The following is a 24,227-nucleotide window of genomic DNA, read 5'->3' on the forward strand; positions in this document are numbered from 1 at the left end:
CGGTGAAGCACTTCACATCGCCGGCTCCGCGCAAGGAGTACTTCCTCGTGAAACGCGAGGAGAGGCGATGTCGAAGCTCGGACTACTCAAGGCCGCGAACAAGCTCGGCCTCGGCGGAACGGTCAGCCGCTGGGTGATCAACGACTACGCGACGACCACGCCGCCACGTCCGCGCCCGTTCAGCATGTGGTCACACGTGGCGCCGCACGAGAACTGGAAGCCCACCGACCTCGACAACCCCTCCGCGCCGAAGCCGCCTGGGTACGTCTCCGACTACACCTCGTGGCCGAGCCTCGTCGATCGCCGGTTTTCGGGGCGGCACCTGCGGCCCGCAGAGCCGAGTTATCAGGGGCGCTTGCAGGACGCTGGCAAAGTCGCCGCGCTCTTCTCGCGTTCCGGGCAGATGAAACCCGACCGCTCGAGCGCGCTTTTCGCTTTCTTCGCGCAGTGGTTCACCGACAGCATTCTGCGTTTCGACTCGCACGACCGGCGCCGCAACACCTCGAACCACGACATCGATCTGTGTCAGATCTACGGGCTCACGACCGACGCCACGCACGTGCTTCGCGAGCACAGGGGCGGCCGCCTGCGGAGCGACTCCGCCACCGGTGAAGAGCTCCCCGTGAAGCTCTGCGCGCAGAACGCGGCGGGCGAGTGGGTGGTGAAGCCGGAGTTCTCGACGATCGTCAACGACGCCACGGTGAATGCGTTCCTGAAGGGTTTTCCGGACCCGCAGGCGCGCAGGCAATTCCTCTACGCCAGCGGCCTCGAGCGAGGCAACTCTTCGATCGGCTACGCGGCCATCAGCACGATCTTCCTGCGCGAGCACAATCGCTTGTGCGCGGCGCTCGCGACGAAGCACCCCACATGGGACGATGAACGGCTGTTTCAAACCGCTCGCATGATCAACATCGTGTTGTTGATGAAGCTCGTCGTCGAGGACTACATCAACCACATTCTGGGCGGGAAGCTCTTTCGACTCGAACCCGGCCTCGGCGAAGACAAGGCGTGGTATCGGCCCAACTGGATCGCGGCCGAGTTCGATCTGCTCTACCGCTGGCACGGGCTGATGCCGGACACGATCGCCGTCGGCGGGGACGTGCTCGACCACTGGGCATACCGCAACAACAACGCGCTGATCGAGCAGCGCGGCCTCTCGGCGGTGATCGATGCGGCCTCTAAGGCTCCCGCCGGCCGTATCGGGCTCTTCAACTCCCCGGGGTTCTTGCAGCCCGCCGAGCTGAACGCGGTGTTGATGGGCCGAGCGTTCCGGCTCCAGCCCTACAACGCGTATCGCGATCGGTTCGGGCTCTCACGCATCGAGAGCTTCGACGACCTCACCGCGGACCCTGCAGAGAGAAGTGCGCTGCAGGAGTGCTACGCGAGCGTCGATGACGTGGAGTACCTGGTCGGGATCTTTGCCGAGAAGCGCAAGAAGCCAGCCCTCTTCGGCGAGCTGCTCACGCGCATGGTCGCCTACGACGCGTTCACCCAGATCTTCAGCAATCCGCTGCTCTCGAAGGCGATCTGGGGCAAGGAGACGTTCACCGACTACGGCCTAAAACAAATCGAGGAGACGAGCTCGATCCAAGATCTCGTCGACCGCAACCTCAAGCCCGGCACTAAGGCGACCGCGCGGCTCGGTCTCTGAGCGAGTGCCCCGCAAGCCCCCTAGCGCTGCAATTGCGCTTTCGCGCGCATAGCGTGCCCCGCACTCAGCGCGGAGAACGCGGTGCTGCACGCGAGCTGGAGAGCTGCTCTCGCCACGCTGCTCCCGCTCGCGTTCGCGCAAGTCGCATTCGCTGACGAGCCCCCGGCTCCCGGCGCAGAGGCGCCCTCGCGCTGGCGCGAGCGCGTCGAAGTGCACGGCTTCTACGAGATGCGCGTGATGTTCGGCTGGGAGGACTTCGGCACGAGCGACGCGTGGGATCTGTACGGCTGGCAGCACGTGCTGAATCTCGAGATCGACGCGCGCCTCGCGCCGCGAGGCGTCGGGCCGTTTACGTCGGTCACGGCGTTTGCGCGCGCGGAGGTGAAGTTCGACTGCGTGTACTCGCGCGGCTGCGGGCTGTTTCGGAGCGCGAACGCCTTCGGGCGGAGGCCGCGCAAGCTGCCGGCGCGTCTGCAGCACGGGCGCCGCGAAGGCGACGCGGGCTCGCAGCACACGGTCGACCGGCGCGCCTACTACTTCGACGACGAGACGCGCCTCGACGGCGCGTTGTTAGGGCCGGACGGCACGCGCAACGCCGAATTGCCGAGCGGACAGCGGCGCGCGACCTCGGTGCTGTTCGGGCCTTCGCTCGTGGAGATGTTCGCGGCGAGCGTCGGTGCAGACGGCGTGCGCGGCTCGTTCGCGAATCCCGGCGACGACGTCGGCTACTACGTGTTCGCGCGCGAGCGCAGCTGCCGCAGCGGTTCGCGCGCGTTGAAGGAGGACAGCACGCGCGGCTACGGCAACCGCGAGCTGCTGTTCAACTACACGTGCGACTTCAACCCGATCGGGCGCCTGCGCGATCGCGCGAACCCGTTCGATGCGGGCGAGCTGCACCCGTTGTTAGGGAACGCCGGCGCCTACGCGCTGCCGCTTCGCCCCGCGCCCGAGCGCCGCGTGGGCGACGACGCCGAGGAGTGGGAGTCGCAGGGCTTGTTTCTCCCCAACGCTGCCGTGCGCGACGCCGTCCGCCGCGAGCGCTTCGATTCGAGCGATCAGTACTTCACCGTGGGCGAGCTGCAGTGGAACCACGGCGCGAATCAGCAGCTGCTGAAGGAGCTGCGCGAGCTCTATCTCGACTTCGAGACCGCGCAGCGGCGGCTTTGGTTTCGCGTGGGCAAGCAGACGATCGTGTGGGGGAAGACGGAGCTGTTCCGCAATCAGGATCAGTGGAACCCCACCGATGTCGCGCTCGGTCCGCTCACGTCGCTCGAGGAGTCGCGCATTCCCGTCTTCGCGCTGCGCGGCATCTATTCGTTCTACGACGTGGGCCCGCTGCAAGACGTGCGGCTCGAGCTCGCCGCGATCTTCGACAAGTTCGAGCCGCAGGATCTCGGCGTTTGCGGCGAGCCGTTCACGCCGCGCCCCGCGTGCGACAAGGGCCTCGGGCTCTGGCAGCACGGGCTGACCGGCGCGGGCGTCGCGGGCGAGGTGCGTCCGCCCAACCCCTGGAACGACGCAGCGGGGCTCGAGGTCGGCGCGCGCGTCGAGTTTCGTTGGGACCGCTTCACGTTCTCGCTCAGCGATTATTACGGCTACGAGGACACGCCGTATCCGCGCATCCTGTTCGAGTACTCGCGCAACGTCTACCCGCGCACGGGCAGGCCGCGACGCGCGAACGAGCGTGGCGACTGCATCACCGGCGTCGAGCCCGCGTGCCTCACACCCGTGAACGCGCTCGAAGAGCATCCCGCGAATCAGCAGCTGTTCGCGTTGATCTGCGCCAGCAGCGTCGGCGCGCTCGCGCAGGTCGAGCCCGCGGCGTGCGGCGTGAGCTTCTGGAACAGCACGGCGCGGCCTACGAACGCGGTCGGCGGGCCGCCCACGTACGTCGCGCTCTGGAACAACATCCTCGCGGGCTCGGACGCAGGCGTGGATGCGTTCAACGGCCTCGTCGCTTCCGACCCGATCGCGCAGGCCTCGTTTCAAGCGCAGCTGCTCGCGGTCAACCCGAACATCCGCCGCGCCGGGTTCGCGAACATCCCGACGCCGCTCGTCGACCTGAGCGCGGATCCGAGCGACGGCGGGATCGCGTCGCCGTTGCCGCCCGGCACGGGCGCGATCCAGGGCGCGCTCTGGTTCGGGGACGCGCTGCAGCCGAATCTCACGGCGCCGCAGCAGGCATTGTTAGGGTGCGGCGCGTTCTTCCAGACGCAGTGCGACCTGCACGGCATCGATCTCCTAAACGCCGAGGCGAGCGCGCTCTTCCAAGCGTTCCCGTGGATCGAGGGCACCGCGGCGAATCCGCACTGGAACACCACCGATGCGTCGGTCGCGCAGCCCGGCACGCTCGGCTTCCTGGGCGGAGCGTTGTGCACGCGCTTCGAGGGCGGGCAAGTGTTCGTGCTGCCCGGCTGCCTCGGAGCGGGGATGCCGGGCTACGACGTGACGGTCGATGGCGCGACCGTCGCGCTGCACCCGTTCACGGGGCAAGCGTTCCGCAGCGAGACCGCGGCGCTCTAGTGGAACCTGCTGATGCTCGCGACCGCGCTCGGCTGCGAGGTGGACACGAGCGACCTCTCGAAGTGCGATCCGCTGCGCGCGTTCGCGACGGGGCGCTGCTCCTTCGCGCAGCCGCAGTTCTGCAAGCTCGTCGACGGCTTCGCGTCGCTGACGCGCGTGACGCGCAGCCAGCGCCGCGCCGGCGGGAACGGCGTGTACGGGCGGCGCCAGTTCGTGTGGGGCGGCCTCGGCTCCGCGGAGCTCGCCTACCGCAAACGCAACGTGCTCGGCTTCTCCACCGATTTCGCGGAGGATCTGACGGGCACGAGCTGGGGCATCGAGCTCACCTGGCAAGAGGGACTGCGCTGGGCCAATAACAACTCGTTCGACGGCCTTTCGGGCGTCGACACCTTCAACCTCACCATCTCCGGCGAGCGCCCCACGTTCTTCCGGCGCCTCAACCAGCACCGCACGTTCTTCCTCAGCGCGCAGCTCTTCGTCAGCTACGTCGCCGGCTACGAGCGCGGCATGACCGCCGACGGTCCGTGGACGTTCCTGCTGCTCGCGAGCGCGAACACCGGTTACTTCCAGGACCGCTTGTTGCTCACTGCGAACGTCGTGTGGGATTTCCGCTCGCACTCGGGCGCGTTCCTGCCCGAGGCGCAGTGGCGCTTCACGGACGCCACGTCGATCACGTTCGGTGCCGGCGCCTTCACCGGCGGCTGGACGCGGCGCCTGCGCGGCGTGAGCGACTTCTCGGCGAACGACGACGACGTGCTCACGGACTTCACCTACGTGGAGAACGGCCTCTCGCCCGCGCGGGATCTCGACAACGTCTACGTCAAGCTTCGATACGCGTTCTGAGTCGAGTCGTCACTGCCCGCGCGAGAGCGAGTCGGTCGAGATCAGCGCGCGAAGCTCGTTCGCCTCGAGCGGTGTCGAGCGCACGTCCCAGCTTTCGCGCCGCCAGCCGCCGCTCGGGAGCACGAGGAACGCCTCGGCGACGGGATCGAACACGTTCGCGGCGTCGCCGCTCGGGAACGCGGGGTAGCGCGCGACGTCGCCGCTGTAGCGGTGCGCGAGCACGCCGATTTCGCGCAGCGCGCCGCTCGCGTCGCGGCGCATCACGAACAGGGGCTGCGCAGTCTGCGCATCGACCCAATGAGTCACGCGCGGGAGCGGCACGTTCGCCTCGTGCGCGCGGCCCTCGATCACCACGGCCCAGCGCACGTCCCAGGTATCGTCCGCGAGCGCGAGCCCGCTCGGACCGTAATTCCTCTCCGCGAGCGGCCAGCCTTCGCTGCGCGCGTTCAGGGGTGCGAGCACCTCGCGCTCCGCGACGACGCGCCACGTCCACGCGTTGGCGCGCAGCGCGAACGCCGTGAAGCCGCGCGCAATGTCCTCCGCCGCCGCGAGCGCGCCGGCGTGGCCCGCCTCGATGGTGCCCATGCGCGCGCCTTGCCCGTACGGGATCACGCGCGCGTTGCCCTGGCCCGCGGCGCGGTAGCGCGGCACGAACATTCCATCGCCGCGCGCGCTCGCCGCGCGGCGCATCTTTCGCAGATCGGGCAGATACACGACACGTCGTCTGCGCGGCGCGAGTCGGTTGCGGATTCGCGCGCGCGGTACTGGCGCCACGCGAGGTCGCGCGCGTCGCCCGGCTCGCGGAACGCGCCGCCGGCGACCCAGTCGGCATTGCGCCCAGCGCGATCCCGACCGTTCGCGAGATCTGCGCGGCGCGCGGTCTGCGCGAAGAAGAACTCGCCCGAGAAGAGCTGCGCCGTCGTGCGGCTCGCGAGCGCGCGGGCATCGGCGAGATCGAGCAGGCGAAACGAGCCGCGCGGACCGGCCCCGCGATAGCGGCGCTCGAGGTTCCACTCCCAGCGCGCGCCGGCATCTGGCGCACCGGCGTCGATCGAGGCGGGCGGGAAGGGGAGGCCGGCGGCGTGCGCCGGGAGGTTCGCGTCGGCGTCGAGCCGTGCGTTCCCCGCGTTCGCGCGCGTTGCCTCCTCGAACGCGGCCGACGCCGCATAGCGCCGGTGACACGCGCCGATCGTGAGGCGCATCCCGTCGAAGAAGAACGCGTCGCGGTGGCGCCAGATCTCGGGCGGCAGCAGGTCGCGAACGCGCAGGAGCGCGGCGTGCTCGATCACGTCGCCGCTGCGCAGCGGCGCGTGCGTCGCATCGACCTCGGCGCTCGCGCCTGCCGCCCTAGCGCCCGGGCAGCGGCCCTCGGGTGGGAGCTCGGTCGCGAGTGCGCGCAAACCGAACACGAGCAGGACGCTTGCGAACGCGGCCGGACGCATCGCGCGAGCATATGAGGCGTGCCAGGGCAGCGCCGCGGTGTGGCGGTGCCAGTGCCTCGGTCGACTCCGCAACCCGTTACGCTCGTTCGCATCCGGAGCCCACATGCGCCGCCGCTCCATCACCTACCCCCTCGCGCTCGGCATCACGCTGATGGTGCTCGCGCTCGCGCTCGGCATCGCGTGGCAGGTGGTGGTGGTGCGCGGCTGGCGGCCCGCGGCGGCCGGGCTCACGGGCGCGCACTGGGCGGCGATCGTGCTCGGCTCCCTCGTGGCCCTGACGATCTTCGTGGGCCTGCTGCTGCTCTGCATCTGGCTCGTGCGCGAGATTCGCTCCGGGCAGCGCCAGCAGGCGTTCATCGATGCCGTCACGCACGAGCTGAAGACGCCGATCGCCTCGCTCCAGCTCTATCTCGACACGCTGCAGCGCCGCGAGCTCGCGCCCGAGAAGCAGCGCGCCTTCCTCGCGCGCATGCAGGAAGACGTGGCGCGGCTCGAGCGCACCGTCATGCACGTGCTCGCGGCGGCGCGCAGCGAAGAGAAAGTGCGCGTGCGGCCCGCGGATCCGGTCGACCTCACCGCGATTTTGCGCGAAGCCGCGGGCGACGTGCAGCGCGCGCACGGGCTGCCCGAGGACGCGATCGCGATCGCGCGCAAGCGCCCGCTGACCGCTCTCGGTGACGCAGCCGAGCTCGGCGTCGTGTTCCGCAACCTGCTCGAGAACGCGGTGAAGTACTCGCAGCCGCCCCTCGAGATTCGCGTCGCGCTCGAGGAGACGCCGGACGGCCGCGTGCGCGCGGAGATCGCGGACCGCGGCATCGGCATCGAGCCGCGCGAGCTGCGCAAGATCTTCGGGCGCTTCTACCAGGTCGGGCGCGACGCCGCGGGCCTCGGCCTCGGGCTCTTCATCGTGAACAGCCTCGTGCGCCGCAACGGCGGCCGCGTCGAGGCGCGCAGCGAAGGCGTGGGGCGCGGCAGCCGCTTCACCGTCACGCTGCGCGCGGCGCCGGGCGTCGCGAGCGAAACGCAGGCCGCCCCGGCCGCATCGCCTGCCGGGAGTCATTAGGTGGCGCGCATCCTCGTGGTGGAGGACGAGGCGCACCTCGCCGAGGGCCTCGCGTTCAACCTCGAAGCCGAGGGCCACGAGGTCGAGGTGATCGGCGACGGCGCGGAGGCCGCTGCGCGCCTGACGCGAGAGCCCGCGCCCGACGCGGTCATCCTCGACGTGATGCTGCCGCACATGAGCGGCTTCGAGATCGCGCGGCGCACGCGCGCGTCGGGCAACTTCGTGCCGATCCTCATCCTCACCGCGAAGGACGAGAGCGGCGACATCGTGCGCGGCATCGAGGAAGGCGCGGACGATTACCTCACGAAGCCGTTCCGCTTGGGCGAGCTGCTCGTGCGCCTGCGCGCGCTGCTGCGACGCCGCAAGTGGGACAACGCTGCGGACGAGCCGCAGGGCCTGCGCGAAGTCGCGTTCGGCAACGTCGTCGCGCGCCTCGATCGCCTCGAGCTCGCGACGCCGAGCGGCACGATCCAGCTCACGCCGCGCGAGGCAGCGCTGCTGCGCGAGCTGATCGTGCACGAGGGCGAGCCGGTCACGCGCGGCGAGCTGCTCGAGTCGGTGTGGGGCCTCAGGCCCGATACGCGCACGCGCGTCGTCGACAGCTTCATCGTGCGCCTGCGCCGCTACGTCGAGGCCGACCCCGCGAACCCGAAGCACATCGAGAGCGTGCGCGGACACGGGTATCGCTTCGTGCGCTGAGGCAGCGACCGTCGCGAGGAATCGGAAGACGGCGTCTGACCCGATCTTCCGATTCTCCCGAGCCGCGCGCCGCGCGCTCGCATCTGCAATGCTGCGCCCATGTCCTCCCCCGAGATCCGCTTCGACGTCGAGCCCGCACTCGAAGCGCCCGCGCTGCTGCTCGCGTTCGAGGGCTGGAACGACGCGGGCGAGGCCGCCTCGAACGCGGCGCGCTTCATCGCCGACGCGCTCGGCGCCGCGCCGCTCGGCGAGCTCGACGGCGAGCACTACTACGACTTCACCGTGCAGCGCCCCGTCGTGCGCCAGAGCGAGGACGGCATGCGGCGCATCACCTGGCCGCGCTTCGCCTTCCAGTACGCGGTGATTCCCGGCCGCACCGAGCTCGTGATCGGCGTCGGCCCCGAGCCGAACCTGCACTGGCGCGCGTGGTGCGAGCAGCTCACGCGCCTCGCGAAGCGCCTCCGCGTCTCGCGTGTCGTGATCCTCGGCGCGTTCCTCGCCGACGTCGTCTACTCGCTGCCCGTGCACGTCACCGGCTTCGCGTGGCCGCCCGAGCGCATGGACGAGCTCGGCCTGCGCGCGAGCAACTACGAAGGCCCGACCGGAATCGTCGGGGTGTTAGGGAGCGTCTACCCCGAAGCCGGCTTCGAGACGGTGAGCTTCTGGGCCGGCCTGCCGCACTACATCCCGCTCACGCCCAACGCGCGCGGCACGCTCGCGCTCGTGCAGCAGGCCGCGCGCTACCTCGACCTCCCGATCGACCGCACGCCGCTCGAGCGCGAAGCCGCCGAGTACGAGGGCAAGACCTCGGAGTTGGTGTCGCAGGATCCGCAGCTCGCGGAGTACGTACGCGAGCTGAAGAAGCGCGGGTTTGCGCAGTAGAGCGATCGTGTTACGGCTGCTTCTCGATCGCGGGATCCGGGACTTCGAGGTCGCGACAGATCTTGCGGGCGAGGTGCTCGTTGATCTCGCGATGCCGTGGAACTGACGACGACTTCCGCACGGCGCGATTTGCGTAGATCGAGTGTCGCCCACTCTCACGAAGGAGCGCGCAGCCGTGCGCCTCGAGGTGGGCGATGAGATCGCGCCGCTTCACCCGATCGCGATCTTGAGTGGCTCGCGAATGACCTCGCCATCGCTCGCTTCCTCGCGCGCCAGCTCGCGATTCGCTTCGAGCACGAGTTGCACGGCCTCGCGGAGATTTTCGCGCGCCTCGGAGAGCGTTGCGCCCTGAGTGTTCGCGCCAGGAAGCTCCTCGACGAACGCGATGTAGCCCTCCGGCACTTTCTTGAACACCGCTGTGAATCCGAGGTCCATGGTTGCCTCCCGCACTACCGAAGCTAGCTGCCGCTGCAGCCGCCCGGTCCGCCGAAGATCGTCAAAGTTCGTCAGAACGTCACAACGCGCGCCTCACACCGCGATCGATTCCTCCACCAGCATCACCGGAATCCCTTCCTCCACCGGGTACAGCACGCGCCCATCTGCGCGGATCAGCGCCTCGGTCAGCTCCTTCTCCACGCGCGCACCGGAGCGGTTGTACGCGTTCTTAGCGCGAATCGAGTTGTTGATGGCGGCGAGCTGCGCGGCGCTCGCCTGAGCGACGGGCTGGCGCGTCTCGGGGCAGATCAGGATTGCGACGAGGTTCGGATCGACGGGCATGGAGTCTCCGCGGTCACTCGTTCTCGGTGACGAGGTGGATGATCGAGGCTGGGCTCGTGACCCAGAAGCCGGGGAAGCCGGGGCGCAGCGGCTCGATCGCATCGCAGCGCACGAAAGGCGTCTTCGCGAGCTGCTCCGCGGCGGCGTCCGCGTCGGGCACGATCAGCTCGAGCCACAGCTCGGCTTGGCTCAGGTTGTCCGGCGCGACGTGCAGGAAGCTCGTCCCCCACTGGAACACGACCGCACGAGCGGCTTCCGAGAGCACGGGGATGCCGAGTGCGCGGTACGCCTCGACGGTCGCCGCGAACTGATGCGCGGGCACCTTCAGCGCGAGGTTCTTGCCGCCGCGAAAGGCGGGCGCGTCGCTCACGGCGTCACCTCAGCATCGCGCTGGAGTAGTCGAGGATTCTGCGCGCGACGATCAGCAGGTTGATCTGCTGCGTGCCCTCGTAGATGTCGTTGATCTTGGCGTCGCGCATCCACTTCTCGACCAGCAGCTTCTTCGAGTAGCCGAGCGGCCCTAACAGCTCGACCGCCTTCTGCGTGATCTTCGTGACGGCGGAGCCGGCCTTCGCCTTCGCCATCGAGGCTTCGAGGTTGTTCGCGAGCCGGCGGTTCATCATCGAGGCGGCGCGCCAGGTGAGGAGGCGCGCGGCCTGCAGCTCCGCCTCCATCTCCGCGAGGTCGCGCTCGATCGCGGTGAGCTCGGTCGGCGGCGCGTCGTAGCGCGGGGTGATGCCGCTCTTCGCGAGCTCTTCCTTCACGAGGTCGAGCGCGGCGCGGCCCACGCCCACCGCCATCGCGGCGACGAGCGGCCGGCTCGCGTCGAAGGTCGCCATCGCGCCCTTGAAGCCCTTGTCGCCGGTCTGCTTCACGTCCGCGTCGTCGCGCTTCACCTTCTCCGCGCCGAGCAAGTTCGCGCGCGGGATGCGGCAGCTCTCGAAGCGCAGCGTGGCGGTGTCGCTCGCACGGATGCCCATCTTGCGCTCGAGCCCGACGACCTCCATGCCCGGCGTGCCGGAAGGCACGACGAACGCCTTGATGCCGCCGCGCCCCGCGCTCTTGTCGACCGTGGCCCACACCACGACGAAGCCCGCGGGCGAAGTCGCCGCGCCGTCGCCACCCGTGCAGAAGATCTTCGTGCCGTTCAGCACGTAGTGGTCGCCGTCGAGCGTCGCGGTGGTCTCGATCGCGGCGCTGTCGGAGCCGGCGCCGGGCTCGGTGATCGCCATCGCGCCCCACGCGGGCTGCGCGCTGCGGTCGGCGAACACCGCGAGGTACTTCTGTTTCTGCTCCGCGGTGCCGGTCGCCGCGACGGCGCTGCCGCCGAGCCCCGCGAACGGCGTGCGCAGATAGAGCCCGGCGTCGCCCCAGCACAGCTCCTCGGCCTGCATGCACACCTGCACGAAGCCGTCGCTCGCGCCTTCGCCGCCGGGCGACGTGAAGCGCCCTGTCTTCCAATACCAGTCGACCCACTCCGTGGGCAGGTCGTGCTCGTGGTCGTCGTACTTGCGCGCGATCGGACGCATGTGGTCTGCGGCCATCGCGTGGAAGTGCGCCTGCGCGCGGGCGGAGCGGTCGGAAGCGTCGAAGGAGATGGGCATGAGGCGTCTCGGTGAGGGGTTAGACGAGCGCGATGCACTCGAAGGCGGCAAGGCCGCGGGCGTTGCGGAGGTGGAGCTCGGGCAGGTACTCGCGGATGTAGCCGTGACCGCCGAACACCTGGACTGCGCCGTCGGCGGCGTCGAGGGCGATGCGCTTCACCTGGTTGATCGCGAGCGTGGCTTCGCGCAGCGCGTCGCCGCCTTGGTCGAGCTTCCACGCGGCTTCCCATACCAGTAGGCGCGCCGCGTCGATCTCGATCGCCATGTTCGCGAGCAGGAACGCGATCGCCTGCTTCTGCGCGATCTTGGTGCCGAAGGCCTCGCGCTCCTTCGCGTAGTCGCGCGCCACCTCGAAGGCCGCGCGCGCGACGCCGACGCCGCACGCGGCGAGCGCGGTGCGGCCGCGCGCAACGAGCGCGCGTGGGTCGAAGCGCGCGAGCTTTGCGCTCGCGGGCACGCGCACCGCGTTCAGCTTCACGTCGGCGAGCGGCAGCGCGCAGACGCCCATCGTCGCGTCGAGCGCAGCGGTGAGGCCCACGTCGGCGCGCGGCACGACGAACGCGCTCGCTGTGCCGCTCTCGCTCGCCGTCACGATCACGTTCGCGCCGCCCGGCAACCACGGCACGAGGCACTTCGCGCCGTCGAGCACGTAGTCGCTGCCGTCGCGGCGCGCAGTGGTCGCGGGCCGAAAGGGATCGCTGCCGATGCGCGGCTCGGCGACGCCGAGCGCGCCCGGCGTGAACGCGTCGCCGAGGAACGCGGGCAACAGCGCGCGCTGCTGCGCGTCGTCGCCGAAGTCGAGGGCGGGCAGCGCGCCGAGCGCGGGCGAGAGCGCCGCGAGCCCGAGCGCGAGGTCGCCCCACGCGAGCTCTTCCGCGATCAGCGCACTTGTTATGGCGCTGCGCGCGCCCCCGCCGCCGAACGCCTCGGGCAGCGCGCTCGCGACGAGGCCGAGCTCGTGCGCGCGCGCGAGCACGTCCGCGGGCAGGATGCGCGCCTCCTCGCACTTGCGCGCGAGCGGGCGCAGCTCCTTCGCGGCGAACTCGCGCACCGTTTCGACGATGAGCGCTTGCTCCTCGGTCGGCGTGAAATCGATCATCGGCTCCTCGGCCTGGCTTCGAACGAGAGGGCGAGTCTACCCGCGTGCGCCGCTGGCGAAGTGCGCTCCAAGTCCGTCGAAAACCACGCATTGGTGCGTTGAACTGCCAAAACGAAGGCGCTAGAAAGCGCGCGCCATTTCGACCGGTACTGCGCGAGCCGTGGCAGTCGAGTGCGCACCACCGAACGTCAGCCATAGAGGGGGCGCGTCGTACATCGCATGGGTTTCCATCGCCCTCCCCGAACGTTGCTCGTCGTCTCTGCACTCTCGTTGGCCGCCGCTGCGGCGCTGTTCTTCGCGCCCGGTCTTGCCGGCACCGCTTCCGCGCAGGCGCCGCTCGTCGCGGACAGCGTGTGCCGCGCGCACGAGCTGAAGGCCATGAAGGCCGCGAACCCGGAGCTCGAGATCGAGATCCCGGAGCAATTCAACAGGGACTACCCGACCCAGAAGGCGTGCGACTCGCACAAGGCGGCTCTGGTGGTCGACGAGGCGACGGGCCCGGTCCAGCCCATCCCCTTCAGCCACAAGCACCACGCCGGCGACTGGCAGATCGACTGCATGTACTGCCACAGCGGAACCGATCGCTCCCGCGCCGCAGGCGTGCCCTCGGTCGAGCTGTGCATGGGCTGCCACCTGCAGTTCCCGGCGGAGTACGACGAGCTCTCGGGCATCCAGACGCTGAAGAAGCACTGGGAAGAGGGCACCACGATCGAGTGGACGCAGATCCACCGCCTGCCCGAGCACGTGAAGTTCCAGCACCAGGCGCACGTGCGGCGCACGGACCTCGGCTTCAACTGCCAGACCTGCCACGGCCCGGTCGAGACCATGGACAAGGTGATGCTGACCAAAGACACGAAGTGGTGGCCCTGGGGCCTGCCGACGCAGAAGCTCGAGATGGGCTGGTGCATCCAGTGCCACCGGGACAACGGCGCGTCGCAAGACTGCCTGACCTGCCACTACTAGAACTGGGTCCGAGCCACGCCAATCCGGCGAGGGATGACTTGCAATGCCTGAGATCGCACGTCGAGATTTTCTGAAGCTGGTGGGCGTGGGCGCGAGTGGCGCAGCCGCTGCCGGCTGCGCGGAGAAGGTCGAGCAGCTGATCCCGTACGTGGTTCAGCCCGAGGAGATCACCCCCGGCAACGCGGTGTACTACGCGTCGTCGTGCACCGAGTGCTCCGTCGGCTGCGGCATCGTGGTGAAGACGCGCGAAGGGCGCCCGATCAAGCTCGAGGGCAACCCCGAGAACCCGATCAACAAGGGCAAGCTGTGCAGCAAGGCGCAGGCGAGCGTCGGCCGCACCTACTCGCCGGATCGGCACAAGGGCCCGATGAAGCGCGACGCGAACGGTGCGCTGCAGCCGATCGCGTGGGCGGATGCGATCGCGGAAGTCGCCGCGGCGGTGAGGGCGAACCCGGCGGGCACGGCGGTGCTCGGTGGCGACCCGGGCGCGACGGCTGGCGACGTGATCGCGCAGATCGTGGCCGCGCTCGGCGCGAAGAGCGCGACGTACATGCCGTTCAGCGGGGAGTCGCTGCGCGAGGCGACGCGCCTCGTGTTCGGCGTCGCGAGCGAGCCGATCTTCGATCTCTCGGGCGCAGACCTGATCGTCGACTTCGGCGCCGAGTCGCTCGAGAGCGGCCCCTCGCCCGTGGAGCATCAGCGCCAATGGGCGGAAGCGCGTGACATCGACGCGCACTCGCACGACGGCGGCGCGCGTCTCGTGTACGTGGGCTCGCGGCTCTCGCTCACCGCGTCGTCCTCGGACCAGTGGCTCGCGGCCCGGCCGGGCAGCGAGGGCATCCTCGCGCTCGCGCTAGCACGCGCGGTCGTTGCGGCGCAGGGCGCCGAGAGCCCGAACGCGGCGCTCGCGAGCGGCGCACTCGCCGGGTTCGACGCGGATTCGGCGGCCGCCGCGACGGACGTGCCCGCGGAGACGATCACGAAGCTCGGCGGCGCGCTCGCGAAGGCGAAGAGCGCGGTCGCGCTGCCGCCCGGCGTCGCCGTCACGAGCCGCAAGGCCGTCGGCGCGAACGCGGCGGTGCTCGTGCTGAACCAAGTGCTCGGCGCGGTCGGGCGCTCGGTCACGGTTCCTGCCGAGGTCGCGAACGCGAAGTCGCGCGCGAAGTACCGCGACGTGATCGCGCTCGTCGAGCAGATGAAGGCCGGCGCGATCAGCGTGCTGATCGTGCACGACAGCAATCCCGTCTACTCGCTGCCGAAGGGCGTGGGCTTCGCCGACGCGCTCGCGAAGGTGCCGCTCGTGGTGTCGCTCGCGACCGCAGCCGACGAGACCAGCGCGAAGGCGCATCTCGTGCTGCCGAATCACGCGCCGCTCGAGTCGTGGGGCGACGTTCGCCCGCATTCGGGTGTGCGCGGCGTGATGCAGCCCGCGTTCAGTCCGCTCTACGACACGAAGGCAGCGGCCGACACGCTGCTCGAGATTGCGCGCGCTGCCGGCGCCGCGGTCCCGACGGGCACGTTCCAGTCGCTCGTGAATGCGGCGTGGGCCGACACCGACTCGCGCGCGGCGCTCCAGCGCGGCGGCGTGTTCGAGGCGGCGACGCCCGCTGCGAACGCGGTGTTCGACGCCAGCAAGGTCGACGCGGCCGCTCCGGAGCTCGCCGGCGGCGGCGACATGACCGTGCTCGCGTTCCCGCACATCGCGCTCGGCGACGGCCGCGGCGCCTCGCTCGGCCTCCTGCAAGAGATCCCCGACGCCGTCACGCACGTGCTGTGGGAGAGCTGGGCGGAGATCAGCCTCGCGGCCGCGGCGCGGCTCGGCGTGGAGAACGGCGACATCCTCAAGGTGGCGACCGCCGCGGGTGAGATCGAAGTCGCGGCCTTCGTGCGCGGCGGCATTCGCGACGACGTGATCGCGATCCCGACCGGTCAGGGCCACACGGTTGGCCTGTTCGCCTCGAAGGAGAACGACGGGCTGCCCGGCACGCCGCGCGGCGTGAACGTGGCGGATCTGCTCGCCGGCACCACCGACGAAGCGGGCGGTCAGGCTTGGCTCACGGAGAAGGCGTCGGTCTCGAACACGGGCCGCCATCGCCGGCTGCCGATGCTGCAGTTCTCCGACAACAAGCGCGGCCGGCAGCTCGGCGAGGTGATGACGCTCGCGGCGCTGAACGGTCACGACGAACATCACGGCGACGACCACCACGGCTCACACGAGATCATCAAGGAGTACGACCCGGCAGACGACGCCGCCGACGCCGAGTACGCCGCGACCTTCCAGGCGCGCGGCGAGAAGAGCGTCAAGGAATCGCCCTACCGCTGGGGCATGACGGTCGATCTCGACAAGTGCACGGGCTGCAGCGCCTGCATCACGGCTTGTTACGTCGAGAACAACATCCCCGTCGTCGGCGAAGCCGAGATCCGCATGGTGCGCCCGATGACCTGGCTGCGCATCGACCGCTGGATCGGCGACGGCTTCACCGATTTCGGCAACGAGATGGGCCGCATCCAGATCGCGCCGAGCACGGAGAAGCTCGGCGAGGTCGACGTGCGCAACGCGCCCATCATGTGCCAGCAGTGCGGCGCGGCGCCGTGCGAACCGGTCTGCCCCGTGATCGCGACCTACCACAACGAGGAAGGTCTCAACGGGATGATTTATAACCGCTGCATCGGCACGCGGTACTGCGCCAACAACTGCCCGTACAAGGTCCGCCGCTTCAACTACTACGACAACCAGATCACGAAGTGGCCCACGCCGATGGAGCTCGGGCTGAATCCCGACGTGACCGTGCGCGGCCAGGGCGTGATGGAGAAGTGCACGTTCTGCGTGCAGCGCATCCAGGGCGCACGGCAGGAAGCGAAGAACGCGCGCGGTGTCGACGCGCAGATCGCCGACGGCGCGGTGCAGACCGCGTGTCAGCAGACCTGTCCGTCGAACGCGATCGCGTTCGGCAACCTGCGCGACGACGCGAGCGCGGTCTCGCAGAAGGCCGACTCGAAGCGCGGCTACCACGCACTCCACGTTCTCAACACTCGGCCCGCCGTGACGTACCTGTCGAAGGTCGTCCGCGGGCCCGCGGTCTGAGGGGCCCTCGATGACGCCGCCGCCTATCTCAGTTGCTGAAGCGATGACCCCGGTCGCGAAGCCCGGCGACTCGAAGATCAACCGCGATCTGCTGGGCGTGATGGAAGGCGTCTCGGTCGGCTGGCTGGTGCTGCTGCACCTCGCCGTCGGCACCGTGATCGCCGCAGGCGCCGTCTGGGTCTATCAGGTCTACGCGGGCCTCGGCATCGCCGGCTACACGCACCCGGTCTTCTGGGGCGTCTACATCGTCACGTTCGTGTTCTGGGTCGGCATCGCGCACGCCGGCACGCTGATCAGCGCGATCCTCTACTTGTTCCGCGCGAAGTGGCGCAACGCGATCAACCGCGGCGCCGAAGCGATGACGGTGTTCGCGGTGCTCACGGCCGCGCAGTTCCTCGGCATCCACGTCGGCCGCATGTGGAAGTCGTACTTCATCCTCCCGTACCCCAATCAGCGCGGCCTGTGGGTGAACTTCCGCTCGCCGCTCGAGTGGGACACGTTCGCGATCTCGACCTACGCCACGATCTCGATCGTCTTCTTCTTCATCGGCCTGATCCCCGACCTCGCGATCGCGCGCGACCGCGCGACGGGCCTGCGCAAGCTGATCTACACCGCGCTCGCGCTCGGCTGGCAGGGCACCTCGCGCCAGTGGAAGGCGCACTCGCGCTCGGTGCTGCACCTCTCCGGCCTCGCGACGCCGCTCGTGCTCTCGGTGCACAGCGTCGTGTCCTGGGACTTCGCGATGTCGATCGTGCCCGGCTGGCACGCGACGATCTTTGCCCCGTACTTCGTCGCGGGCGCGATCTTCTCCGGCTTCGCGATGGTGCTGACGGTGATGATCCCGTTCCGCCGCATCTACGGCCTCGAGGAATACATCACCGACTACCACTTCGAGAACATGACGCGCTTCTTGTTATTGACGTCGTGGATCGTCGGGTACGCCTACGGAATCGAGTACTTCATCGCCTGGTACAGCGGCGTCGAAGCCGAGCAGACCTCGTTCTGGCTGCGCCTCACGGGCCCGTACTGGTTCTCGACCTGGACGATGATCGTCTGCAACGTCGTCTTCCCACAGGTCTTCTGGTTCAAACAAGCGCGCACGCACCTGCCGACGATCTTCATCGTGTCGACGTTCATCAATATCGGCATGTGGTTCGAGCGCTACGTCATCATCATCACGTCGCTCTCGCGCGAGTACGACCCGGCGGTCTGGAACATCTACACGCCGAGCTGGCCCGAGCTGGTCATCTTCGCGGGCTCGTTCGGGTTCTTCGCGCAGTTCATCCTGCTCTTCATCAAGGGCGCGCCCTTCATCGCCATCGCCGAGGTGAAGGAGCTGGCGATTCACGAGCGGGCGCACGCGAAGCAGGGGGCGCACTGAGATGGCGGAGCTAGTCGGCATTTACGACGCGCCGGGCGACGTGGCCGCGGCGGCCAAGCGCCTCAAGGCGCGCGGCTTCACGGACCTCGAGATCTACTCGCCGGCCGCATTTCCCGAGCTCGACGACGCGATCGACGAGAAGCCGAGCAAGGTGCGCATCTTCACGCTGGTCGGCGGCTTGATCGGCGTCGTCTCCGGCTACGCGCTCGCGATCTGGACCTCGTACGACTGGCCCGTGATGATCGGCGGCAAGCCCTTCGCTGCGATTCCGACGTACACGATCATCGGTTTCGAGCTCACGATTCTGTTCGGCGGCCTCGCGACACTGATCGGCTTGCTCGTCGTCGGCGGCCTCCCGTACGGCACCTTCGGCAAGCACGACGCCGCCTACAGCCCGCGCTTCTCCGCGGAAGAGCTCGGCCTCGCGGTCTGCTGCAAGGACCGCGACGTGCCGGAAGTCGACGCGCTGCTTCGCGCTCATCACGCGAAGGAGGTGAACCTTGTTCCGGCAGAGTAATCGCCACCTCCGCGCGCACGGCACGTTCGCCGCGCTGCTCGTCGCGACGGTGCTCGGCAACACCGCGTGCTGGGAGCAGTGGAGCGAGGACTGGTTCCCGCAGATGAAGTGGCAGAAGGCGGTGCAGGCGTTCGAGCGCGTGCCGCACGCGACGCCCGGCAAGCCCGCGACGAATCCGTTCATGCCGCCGGTGGGCGCCGTGCAGCAGGGCGCCGAGCCGCCGCCGATCCCGCGGCTCAAGCCCGAAGCGATGACCGAGGAGACGATGGCCGCGTACGACGCCGCCGTCGCCGCGTTCGTGAACCCGACGCTCGTGCCCGTCGACCAGGCCGACCCCGCGAAGGGCATGAAGGCCACGTTCCAGTCGCTCGCCCGCGGCAAGGAGCTCTACGCGATCTACTGCACCACCTGTCACGGCGTCGCGGGCATGGGCGACGGCCCGGTCAGCATGATGCGCATGGACGGCACCATGGGCGGCCCCTTCGCCGGTGTGTTCCCGCTCGTGACGGCGATGGGCCGCAGCGACGGATACATCTACAACCTGATCCGCAACGGCGGCGACCGGATGCCGAAATACAACCGCATCCCGTCCGATGACCGCTGGCACCTCGTGAACTACGTGCGGCACTTGCAGAATGGAGGGCAGCCGTGAGCGCGGCGTCCGCTTACGTCGACGAGATTCGTCCCAGCGCGCTCTCGAAGCTCGCGATCCCGGCGCTCGTGCTCGCCGTCGCTGGCCTCGCGATCGGCTTCACGCAAGGCGACGCCGCCACGTTCTGGCGCTCGTTCCACGTGAACTACCTCTACTTCGGCCTGATCGCGCAGGGCGCCGTCGTGCTCTCCTGCATCTTCACGATCGTCGGCGCGAAGTGGCCCGGCCCGATTCGCCGCCTCGCCGAGAGCCTCGGTCTGTGGACCGTCGTGACGCCGTTCCTGTTCCTCGCGGACTGGTTCGTCGGCCGCACGCACATCTACCCGTGGCTGCCTGTCTTCGAGATGAAGCCGGTGTGGCTGAACGAGCCGCGGCTGCTGTGGTGGAACCTCGGCTTCATGGTCGTGCTCGCGATCCTGTCGCAGGTCTTTCTCGCGTCGTCGCGCGTGACTGCGACTCCGGACGCCAGCGACGAGCAGAAGGCGGTGGCGCGCAATCGCATGAAGAACCTCGCGCCGCTGATCTGCCTCGCCTACGCGTTCGGCTGGTCGATCATCACCTTCGATCAGATCATGTCGCTCACGCCGACCTGGTTCTCGAACCTGTTCGGCGCGTTCGTCGCCTGGGGCGGCCTGCTGTCCGCGGTGACGATGACGACGATCCTCGCGGTCCTGCACCGCAACTACCCGGGCCTCGAGGGTCAGATCACGAAGGACCGCCTGCACGATCTCGGCAAGCTGATCTTCGCGTTCTCGATTTTCTGGATGTACCTGTTCTTCTCGCAGTACCTGGTGATCTGGTACGGCAACCTGCCCGAAGAGACGCAGTTCTTCGAGACGCGCCTCGGCAGCGAGTTCCTGATGGACACGTGGTACTGGGCCGGCTGGTGGGAGCGCATCAACGAGCCGTGGGTGAAGGTGTCGCTGGCAGCGTGGATCGGGATCTGGGTGATCCCGTTCTGGTGCCTGCTCGGTCAGGTTCCGAAGAAGACCTGGTGGTTCGTCAGCACGATCGCGGGCGTGTCGCTCGTCGGGTTCTGGATCGAGCGCAACGTGCTGATCTGGCCCTCGCTCGAGCCCAAGAACGACGCCTCTTTCCTCGGCGTGCCGCAGATCGCGGTCGCGCTCGGCTTCCTCGGCGCGTTCTGCTTCGTGCAGATGCTCTATCGCAGCCGCTTCATGGCCGTGCCGGCGAAGCACCACTGAGCGCAGCGCGAAACTGCCTGGGCGTGCCGCGACTCATACACTGAGCGCGCATGACCCAGGACGACCCGAGCCAGAGCGAAGTCGAGGGGCCTTCACCGGATCCCGTCTCGCCGCCGAGCGACGACCCGGAAGCTCGGCCCACGCCTGAACGCTTTCCGTACGGCGCCGGTGAGATCTTGCTGGGACCGGCGGGATTCGTGGCGCCGCGCGGACGCTTCCGCGGCGAGCAGTTCGTCGCGTATCGCGATGTGACCCACGTTGCGATGGAGCCGCGCGCGGTCGCGATCGGCACGACGCGCGCGTTCCTGCTGCTCGGGCGCGCGGAGCTGGGCGGAGATGCGGCGGCGCACGCGTTCACGCGTGCGCTGCTCGCGCGCGTGCTCGCGCTGCCCGACGCCGCGCGACGCCGGGAGGCGATGGCGCGGCTCGATCGCAAGCTCACGGGCGGTGCGCCGCGCGTCGCGATCGCGTTGATCGCGCTGGCCGCGATTTGTTACGGGCTTCAGGTCGCGTCGCCCGCATTCTTCGAGCTCGCGATCTACCGCGCGCGGCTCGTCGAGCTCGGCGAGCAGTGGCGCAGCCTCACGACGCAGTTCCTGCACGGCAACCTCGCGCACCTCGTCGTGAATTCGCTCGCGATCCTCGTCGCCGGCCGCTTCGTCGAGCGCGCGACTGGCCGCGCCGCGACGCTGCTCGCGGTCGGCGGCGCGGCGCTCGGGACGACGATCGCGAGCTCGCTCGCGCACTACGACGAGGTGATCGGCGCCTCGGGCATCGCCGCGGGGCTGTTCGGCGCGCTCACCGCGCTCGAGTTCTTCGCGCCGCAGGAGCTGCCCGCGCAGGCGCGCGTGCCGCGCGAGCTGCTCGTCGCCGTGTTGCTCGCGCAGGTCGCGCTCGATCGCTTCCTGCCGCAGATGTTCCCCGCCTTCGTGCCGCCGATCGCCGGCGCCGCGCACATCGGCGGCTTCGTCGGAGGCGCGCTGGCTGCGCTGCTCGCACGCGCCGCGGCGCAGGGCTTCGTGCGCCTCGGCGCCCTCGCGACGGCCGCGGCCACTGCGGCGGCCTTTGGCGCGCTCGGCGTTCAGCTCGCGAACCCGAGCGCCGCCCTCGAACGCCAGGCGCGCGCGCTGCTTGCAGCGCCCGTCGTGAATCCGGGCGAGCTCAACAACCTCGCGTGGGCGATCGCGACGTCGAAGCGTCCGAGCGAGGCGGCGCTCGCAACGGCTACTGAGCTTGCCGAGGCGGCCGTCGCGCTCACCGGCGGCGCGCAGCCGACGATTCTCGACACGCTCGCGGAGGTCTACTTCGCGCAGGGCCGAAAGGAAGACGCGCTCGAAGTGATCGACCAAGCGATCGAGCTCGCGCCGGGCGAGAGTTATTACGCGGAGCAGCGCCGGCGCTTCGCGGGCGAGCGCGCTGCGAACGACCGGCCCGACGCCCCGCCCGAGCAGCCGAGTGAGCCGCGGGGGCCGCGCGACGAGCGCAGCGACGAGCCCGACGAGCGCGAGCTGCCGGACGACTTCGAGTTCCCGCCCTGGGACGAGATCACGGTGTGATCGTTTCTCCGTCTTCCGCGATGCGCACGGGTCCGCGGAAGCTCGCCTCGACGATGTCTTCGTACTGGTAGTGGAACGCGGGCGGCGGGCGCAGCCGCGCGAGCAGCACGCTGCGCACGCTCGCGCGCGTTGCGAGCGCACCGACGTCCTCGAGAGCGACGTGCCGCTCCGCCTCCTTGCGCAGCAGCGCGATGTCCAGGCCCACTTCCGCAGCCATGTCGAGCGACGCGCGGTAGACGCCCTCGATCGCGAGCACGTCCGCCTTCTCCGCGGCGCGCACGACGGCGTCGGGATCCCAGGTCGCGCCCGCGAACGCGTACGCGCGCCCGCCGCCTTCGACGCGATACGCGAATGCTGGCAGCGGGCCGCCCGCGAGCGCGAACGCGCGCACGCGCAGCGCGCCGACCTCGATCGCGGCGCCGTCCTCGATCTCGCGCGCCTCGATGCGCCCGCCCTCGGGCGCGAGCGCGAAGCCCGCGGCCTGCGCCGCCGCGCCGCGCGCGTGCGCGGTGGTCAGGGCCGCGACCAACTCCGCCGTGCCCTCGGGCCCGTACACAACGAGCGGCGCCTCCGCGCCTTCGAGCCAAGCCTGCAGCCAGAGGTCGTCGAGGCCCGCGGTGTTCTCGGGCAGGAGGCTCGACAAGAACACCGCGCGCGGCTGGCTCACCGGCACCGCCGCGAGGCGCAGCCCATCCGCGACCGCGCGCCCTGCGTCGAACAGCGCGAGGTCTTTTCCGAGCGCCGCGACGAGCGCCGGCCCGCGCCGCACGGGATTCTCGAACGTGCCGCCACTGCCCGCGACGATCACCGAGAGCTGTTCGGGAGCGATCGCCTCGATCGGCGCGACGGCCGCGGCGACGCGCTCGAAGTGCTTCGACACGAACGCCATCGCCCAAATGACGGCGACGAGCACGATCATCGCGAGCAGCACGCCGAGCCGCGTATCGAGCCCACGCTCGCTCACGCGAACACCACGGTCTTGTTGTCGTACACCGCGATGCGGTCTTCGAGGTGGCAGCGCACGGCGTGGGCGAGCACGGTGCGCTCGAGGTCGCGCCCCTTGCGCACGAGATCGTCGATCGAATCGCGGTGCGAAACCGGCGCGACGCCCTGATGGATGATCGGTCCCTCGTCGAGATCGGTGGTCGCGTAGTGCGCGGTCGCGCCGATCAGCTTCACGCCGCGCTCGAAGGCCTGGTGATACGGCCGCCCGCCCATGAACGCGGGCAGGAACGAGTGGTGGATGTTGATGACGCGCGGCGCCGCGGCGAGCAGCTCGCCCGAGAGCACCTGCATGTATCGCGCGAGCACCACGAGATCGACGCGCGCCTCGCGCAGCAGCGCGAGCTCGCGCTCTTCCTGCGCGCGCTTGGTGTCCTTCGTGATCGCGAAGACCTCGAAGCGAATGCCGAACTGCTCGGCGATCGATCGCAGATCCTCGTGGTTCGAGACGATCAGCGGGATGTCGCACACGAGCTCGCCGGCGCGGTGGCGCAACAACAAGTCCCACAGGCAGTGGTCGTACTTCGAGACGAAGATCGCGACGCGCTTGCGCACGCCCTCCCACGCGATCTGCCACTTCATGCCGAAGCGATCCGCCACTTCGCCGAGCGCGCGCTCGAGCGTGCCGCGGTCGGTCATCAGCTCGGCGGCGTCGAAGCGGATGCGCTGGAAGAATTTCGCGGCGACGGGGTCGGTGTGCTGGTCGGAGTCGAGGATGTTCGCGCCGTGGCCGTGCAGCACCTGCGCGAGGGCAGCGACGATGCCGCGGCGGTCGGGGCAGGTGACGAGGATGGTGGCGGTCGTCGACGACGCGGCGGCGGACATGGGCGGGGCACGATAGGCGCGGGGATCGCGGGGTTCGAGGAGCGCGCGCATCGAAGACTCGCGCTCTTGCTGGGTGCTGGTGTCGCTCGTTCGTGGCGGCGCAGACGGCGCGGGCCTCCGCGGGGGCTCGGCTGCGCTCGGCCGCGCGGGCGCGTCGGGCGTAGCCGTGCGCGGATCGTGCTGTTTGGCGCGATGCAGCTGAGCGTGCGCGCGCCTCGCGCCTGGGCACTCGCTCCGCGACCCCCGCTGCGGCCCGCACCGTCTGCTCGCGGTGGTGCGGGGTCGCCCGTCGCCTGGCTGGGAGGAGCGGGCGAAGTCAGAGCGCCATCGAGGCGCTCTGACTTCGCTTTAGGAGATGAGGGGGAGCGCGCATCGAAGACTCGCGCTTTTGCTGAGTGCGGGCGTCGCTCGTTCGTGGCGGCGCAGACGGCGCGGGCCTCCGAGGTGGCTCGGCTGCG

23 protein-coding genes are annotated in these 24,227 nt (G+C 69.6%); 13 read left to right on the top strand and 10 right to left on the bottom strand.

Annotated elements, in window-relative coordinates; all coding sequences use genetic code 11:
- The first annotated feature begins 67 nt into the window (after positions 1-67).
- The 3 genes from FJ091_07145 (at position 68) to FJ091_07155 (ending at position 5,017) form a co-directional block, all read left to right on the top strand.
- A complete protein-coding gene (locus FJ091_07145; protein MBM4383133.1) occupies positions 68-1,651 on the top strand; it encodes a hypothetical protein in 1,584 nt (527 codons plus the stop codon).
- Between the two features lie 81 nt (positions 1,652-1,732).
- Entirely contained in the window at positions 1,733-4,174 is a 2,442-nt protein-coding gene (locus FJ091_07150; protein MBM4383134.1) for a hypothetical protein, read from the top strand.
- Between the two features lie 12 nt (positions 4,175-4,186).
- A complete protein-coding gene (locus FJ091_07155; GenBank protein MBM4383135.1) occupies positions 4,187-5,017 on the top strand; it encodes a hypothetical protein in 831 nt (276 codons plus the stop codon).
- A gap of 9 nt (positions 5,018-5,026) precedes the next feature.
- On the opposite strand, the gene FJ091_07160 is transcribed toward FJ091_07155, so the two are convergent.
- Together FJ091_07160 and FJ091_07165 are read right to left on the bottom strand one after the other, a co-directional pair.
- Positions 5,027-5,668, bottom strand: a complete 642-nt coding sequence (locus FJ091_07160) for a DUF1329 domain-containing protein (protein MBM4383136.1) — start codon at positions 5,666-5,668, stop codon at positions 5,027-5,029.
- Positions 5,626-6,459 carry a DUF1329 domain-containing protein gene (locus FJ091_07165; GenBank protein MBM4383137.1) on the bottom strand — a complete coding sequence of 278 codons (834 nt, stop codon included), beginning with the start codon at positions 6,457-6,459 and terminating at the stop codon, positions 5,626-5,628. Before FJ091_07165 ends, FJ091_07160 begins: the two co-directional genes overlap by 43 nt.
- A gap of 103 nt (positions 6,460-6,562) precedes the next feature.
- Here FJ091_07165 and FJ091_07170 point away from each other — a divergent pair, with 103 nt between their 5' ends.
- From FJ091_07170 to FJ091_07180, 3 genes are all read left to right on the top strand, one after another.
- Complete coding sequence (locus FJ091_07170; protein ID MBM4383138.1) at positions 6,563-7,522, top strand: HAMP domain-containing histidine kinase; 960 nt, start codon at positions 6,563-6,565, stop codon at positions 7,520-7,522.
- Positions 7,523-8,221 carry a response regulator transcription factor gene (locus FJ091_07175; protein ID MBM4383139.1) on the top strand — a complete coding sequence of 233 codons (699 nt, stop codon included), beginning with the start codon at positions 7,523-7,525 and terminating at the stop codon, positions 8,219-8,221.
- 99 nt (positions 8,222-8,320) lie between these two features.
- Positions 8,321-9,103, top strand: a complete 783-nt coding sequence (locus FJ091_07180; protein MBM4383140.1) for a PAC2 family protein — start codon at positions 8,321-8,323, stop codon at positions 9,101-9,103.
- Between the two features lie 10 nt (positions 9,104-9,113).
- Here FJ091_07180 and FJ091_07185 read toward each other — a convergent pair whose 3' ends face one another.
- From FJ091_07185 to FJ091_07210, 6 genes are all read right to left on the bottom strand, one after another.
- Entirely contained in the window at positions 9,114-9,317 is a 204-nt protein-coding gene (locus FJ091_07185; protein ID MBM4383141.1) for a type II toxin-antitoxin system HicA family toxin, read from the bottom strand.
- Positions 9,314-9,538, bottom strand: a complete 225-nt coding sequence (locus FJ091_07190; GenBank protein ID MBM4383142.1) for a type II toxin-antitoxin system HicB family antitoxin — start codon at positions 9,536-9,538, stop codon at positions 9,314-9,316. Before FJ091_07190 ends, FJ091_07185 begins: the two co-directional genes overlap by 4 nt.
- Positions 9,539-9,631: 93 nt before the next feature.
- The gene (locus FJ091_07195; GenBank protein ID MBM4383143.1) at positions 9,632-9,880 is read right to left on the bottom strand and encodes a hypothetical protein; all 249 of its coding nucleotides are present in this window, start codon (positions 9,878-9,880) and stop codon (positions 9,632-9,634) included.
- 13 nt (positions 9,881-9,893) lie between these two features.
- A complete protein-coding gene (locus FJ091_07200) occupies positions 9,894-10,250 on the bottom strand; it encodes a hypothetical protein (GenBank protein ID MBM4383144.1) in 357 nt (118 codons plus the stop codon).
- A gap of 4 nt (positions 10,251-10,254) precedes the next feature.
- Positions 10,255-11,484: an acyl-CoA dehydrogenase family protein gene (locus FJ091_07205; GenBank protein MBM4383145.1), complete on the bottom strand. Its 1,230-nt coding sequence runs from the start codon at positions 11,482-11,484 to the stop codon at positions 10,255-10,257.
- Between the two features lie 19 nt (positions 11,485-11,503).
- A complete protein-coding gene (locus FJ091_07210) occupies positions 11,504-12,583 on the bottom strand; it encodes an acyl-CoA dehydrogenase family protein (protein ID MBM4383146.1) in 1,080 nt (359 codons plus the stop codon).
- 270 nt (positions 12,584-12,853) lie between these two features.
- Here FJ091_07210 and FJ091_07215 point away from each other — a divergent pair, with 270 nt between their 5' ends.
- The 7 genes from FJ091_07215 to FJ091_07245 are packed head-to-tail and all read left to right on the top strand — an operon-like array spanning position 12,854 to position 21,942.
- Positions 12,854-13,546 carry a cytochrome c3 family protein gene (locus FJ091_07215; protein MBM4383147.1) on the top strand — a complete coding sequence of 231 codons (693 nt, stop codon included), beginning with the start codon at positions 12,854-12,856 and terminating at the stop codon, positions 13,544-13,546.
- Between the two features lie 43 nt (positions 13,547-13,589).
- Positions 13,590-16,631 carry a 4Fe-4S dicluster domain-containing protein gene (locus FJ091_07220; GenBank protein ID MBM4383148.1) on the top strand — a complete coding sequence of 1,014 codons (3,042 nt, stop codon included), beginning with the start codon at positions 13,590-13,592 and terminating at the stop codon, positions 16,629-16,631.
- Positions 16,632-16,641: 10 nt separating this feature from the next.
- Positions 16,642-18,012: a polysulfide reductase NrfD gene (nrfD, locus tag FJ091_07225; GenBank protein ID MBM4383149.1), complete on the top strand. Its 1,371-nt coding sequence runs from the start codon at positions 16,642-16,644 to the stop codon at positions 18,010-18,012.
- A gap of 1 nt (position 18,013) precedes the next feature.
- Entirely contained in the window at positions 18,014-18,529 is a 516-nt protein-coding gene (locus tag FJ091_07230) for a DUF3341 domain-containing protein (protein ID MBM4383150.1), read from the top strand.
- Positions 18,513-19,181, top strand: coding sequence for a cytochrome c (locus tag FJ091_07235; protein ID MBM4383151.1), 669 nt, complete (start codon positions 18,513-18,515; stop codon positions 19,179-19,181). Before FJ091_07230 ends, FJ091_07235 begins: the two co-directional genes overlap by 17 nt.
- Positions 19,178-20,386 carry a hypothetical protein gene (locus FJ091_07240; GenBank protein MBM4383152.1) on the top strand — a complete coding sequence of 403 codons (1,209 nt, stop codon included), beginning with the start codon at positions 19,178-19,180 and terminating at the stop codon, positions 20,384-20,386. The genes FJ091_07235 and FJ091_07240 overlap by 4 nt, the downstream gene beginning before the upstream one ends.
- A 50-nt stretch (positions 20,387-20,436) precedes the next feature.
- Positions 20,437-21,942: a rhomboid family intramembrane serine protease gene (locus FJ091_07245; protein MBM4383153.1), complete on the top strand. Its 1,506-nt coding sequence runs from the start codon at positions 20,437-20,439 to the stop codon at positions 21,940-21,942.
- Here the strand turns inward: FJ091_07245 and FJ091_07250 are convergent.
- Positions 21,932-22,906, bottom strand: a complete 975-nt coding sequence (locus tag FJ091_07250) for a hypothetical protein (GenBank protein MBM4383154.1) — start codon at positions 22,904-22,906, stop codon at positions 21,932-21,934. The two genes, FJ091_07245 and FJ091_07250, sit on opposite strands and share 11 nt — an antisense overlap.
- Positions 22,903-23,769 (bottom strand): formyltetrahydrofolate deformylase, encoded by an 867-nt coding sequence (purU, locus tag FJ091_07255; GenBank protein ID MBM4383155.1) that lies wholly within the window; start codon positions 23,767-23,769, stop codon positions 22,903-22,905. The genes FJ091_07250 and purU overlap by 4 nt, the downstream gene beginning before the upstream one ends.
- Between the last annotated feature and the right edge of the window lie 458 nt (positions 23,770-24,227).

The organism is Deltaproteobacteria bacterium (assembly GCA_016875395.1).
Classification (GTDB): Bacteria; Myxococcota_A; UBA9160; order UBA9160; family UBA6930; genus VGRF01.

Excerpts from the sequence above, each read along its gene's own strand:
- FJ091_07145 (MBM4383133.1), top strand. The coding sequence starts at position 68 with ATGTCGAAGCTCGGACTACTCAAGGCCGCGAACAAGCTCGGCCTCGGC.
- FJ091_07155 (MBM4383135.1), top strand. The coding sequence starts at position 4,187 with ATGCTCGCGACCGCGCTCGGCTGCGAGGTGGACACGAGCGACCTCTCG.
- FJ091_07165 (MBM4383137.1), bottom strand. The coding sequence starts at position 6,459 with ATGCGTCCGGCCGCGTTCGCAAGCGTCCTGCTCGTGTTCGGTTTGCGC.
- FJ091_07170 (MBM4383138.1), top strand. The coding sequence starts at position 6,563 with ATGCGCCGCCGCTCCATCACCTACCCCCTCGCGCTCGGCATCACGCTG.
- FJ091_07180 (MBM4383140.1), top strand. The coding sequence starts at position 8,321 with ATGTCCTCCCCCGAGATCCGCTTCGACGTCGAGCCCGCACTCGAAGCG.
- FJ091_07190 (MBM4383142.1), bottom strand. The coding sequence starts at position 9,538 with ATGGACCTCGGATTCACAGCGGTGTTCAAGAAAGTGCCGGAGGGCTAC.
- FJ091_07195 (MBM4383143.1), bottom strand. The coding sequence starts at position 9,880 with ATGCCCGTCGATCCGAACCTCGTCGCAATCCTGATCTGCCCCGAGACG.
- FJ091_07205 (MBM4383145.1), bottom strand. The coding sequence starts at position 11,484 with ATGCCCATCTCCTTCGACGCTTCCGACCGCTCCGCCCGCGCGCAGGCG.
- FJ091_07210 (MBM4383146.1), bottom strand. The coding sequence starts at position 12,583 with ATGATCGATTTCACGCCGACCGAGGAGCAAGCGCTCATCGTCGAAACG.
- FJ091_07220 (MBM4383148.1), top strand. The coding sequence starts at position 13,590 with ATGCCTGAGATCGCACGTCGAGATTTTCTGAAGCTGGTGGGCGTGGGC.
- nrfD (MBM4383149.1), top strand. The coding sequence starts at position 16,642 with ATGACGCCGCCGCCTATCTCAGTTGCTGAAGCGATGACCCCGGTCGCG.
- FJ091_07230 (MBM4383150.1), top strand. The coding sequence starts at position 18,014 with ATGGCGGAGCTAGTCGGCATTTACGACGCGCCGGGCGACGTGGCCGCG.
- FJ091_07245 (MBM4383153.1), top strand. The coding sequence starts at position 20,437 with ATGACCCAGGACGACCCGAGCCAGAGCGAAGTCGAGGGGCCTTCACCG.
- purU (MBM4383155.1), bottom strand. The coding sequence starts at position 23,769 with ATGTCCGCCGCCGCGTCGTCGACGACCGCCACCATCCTCGTCACCTGC.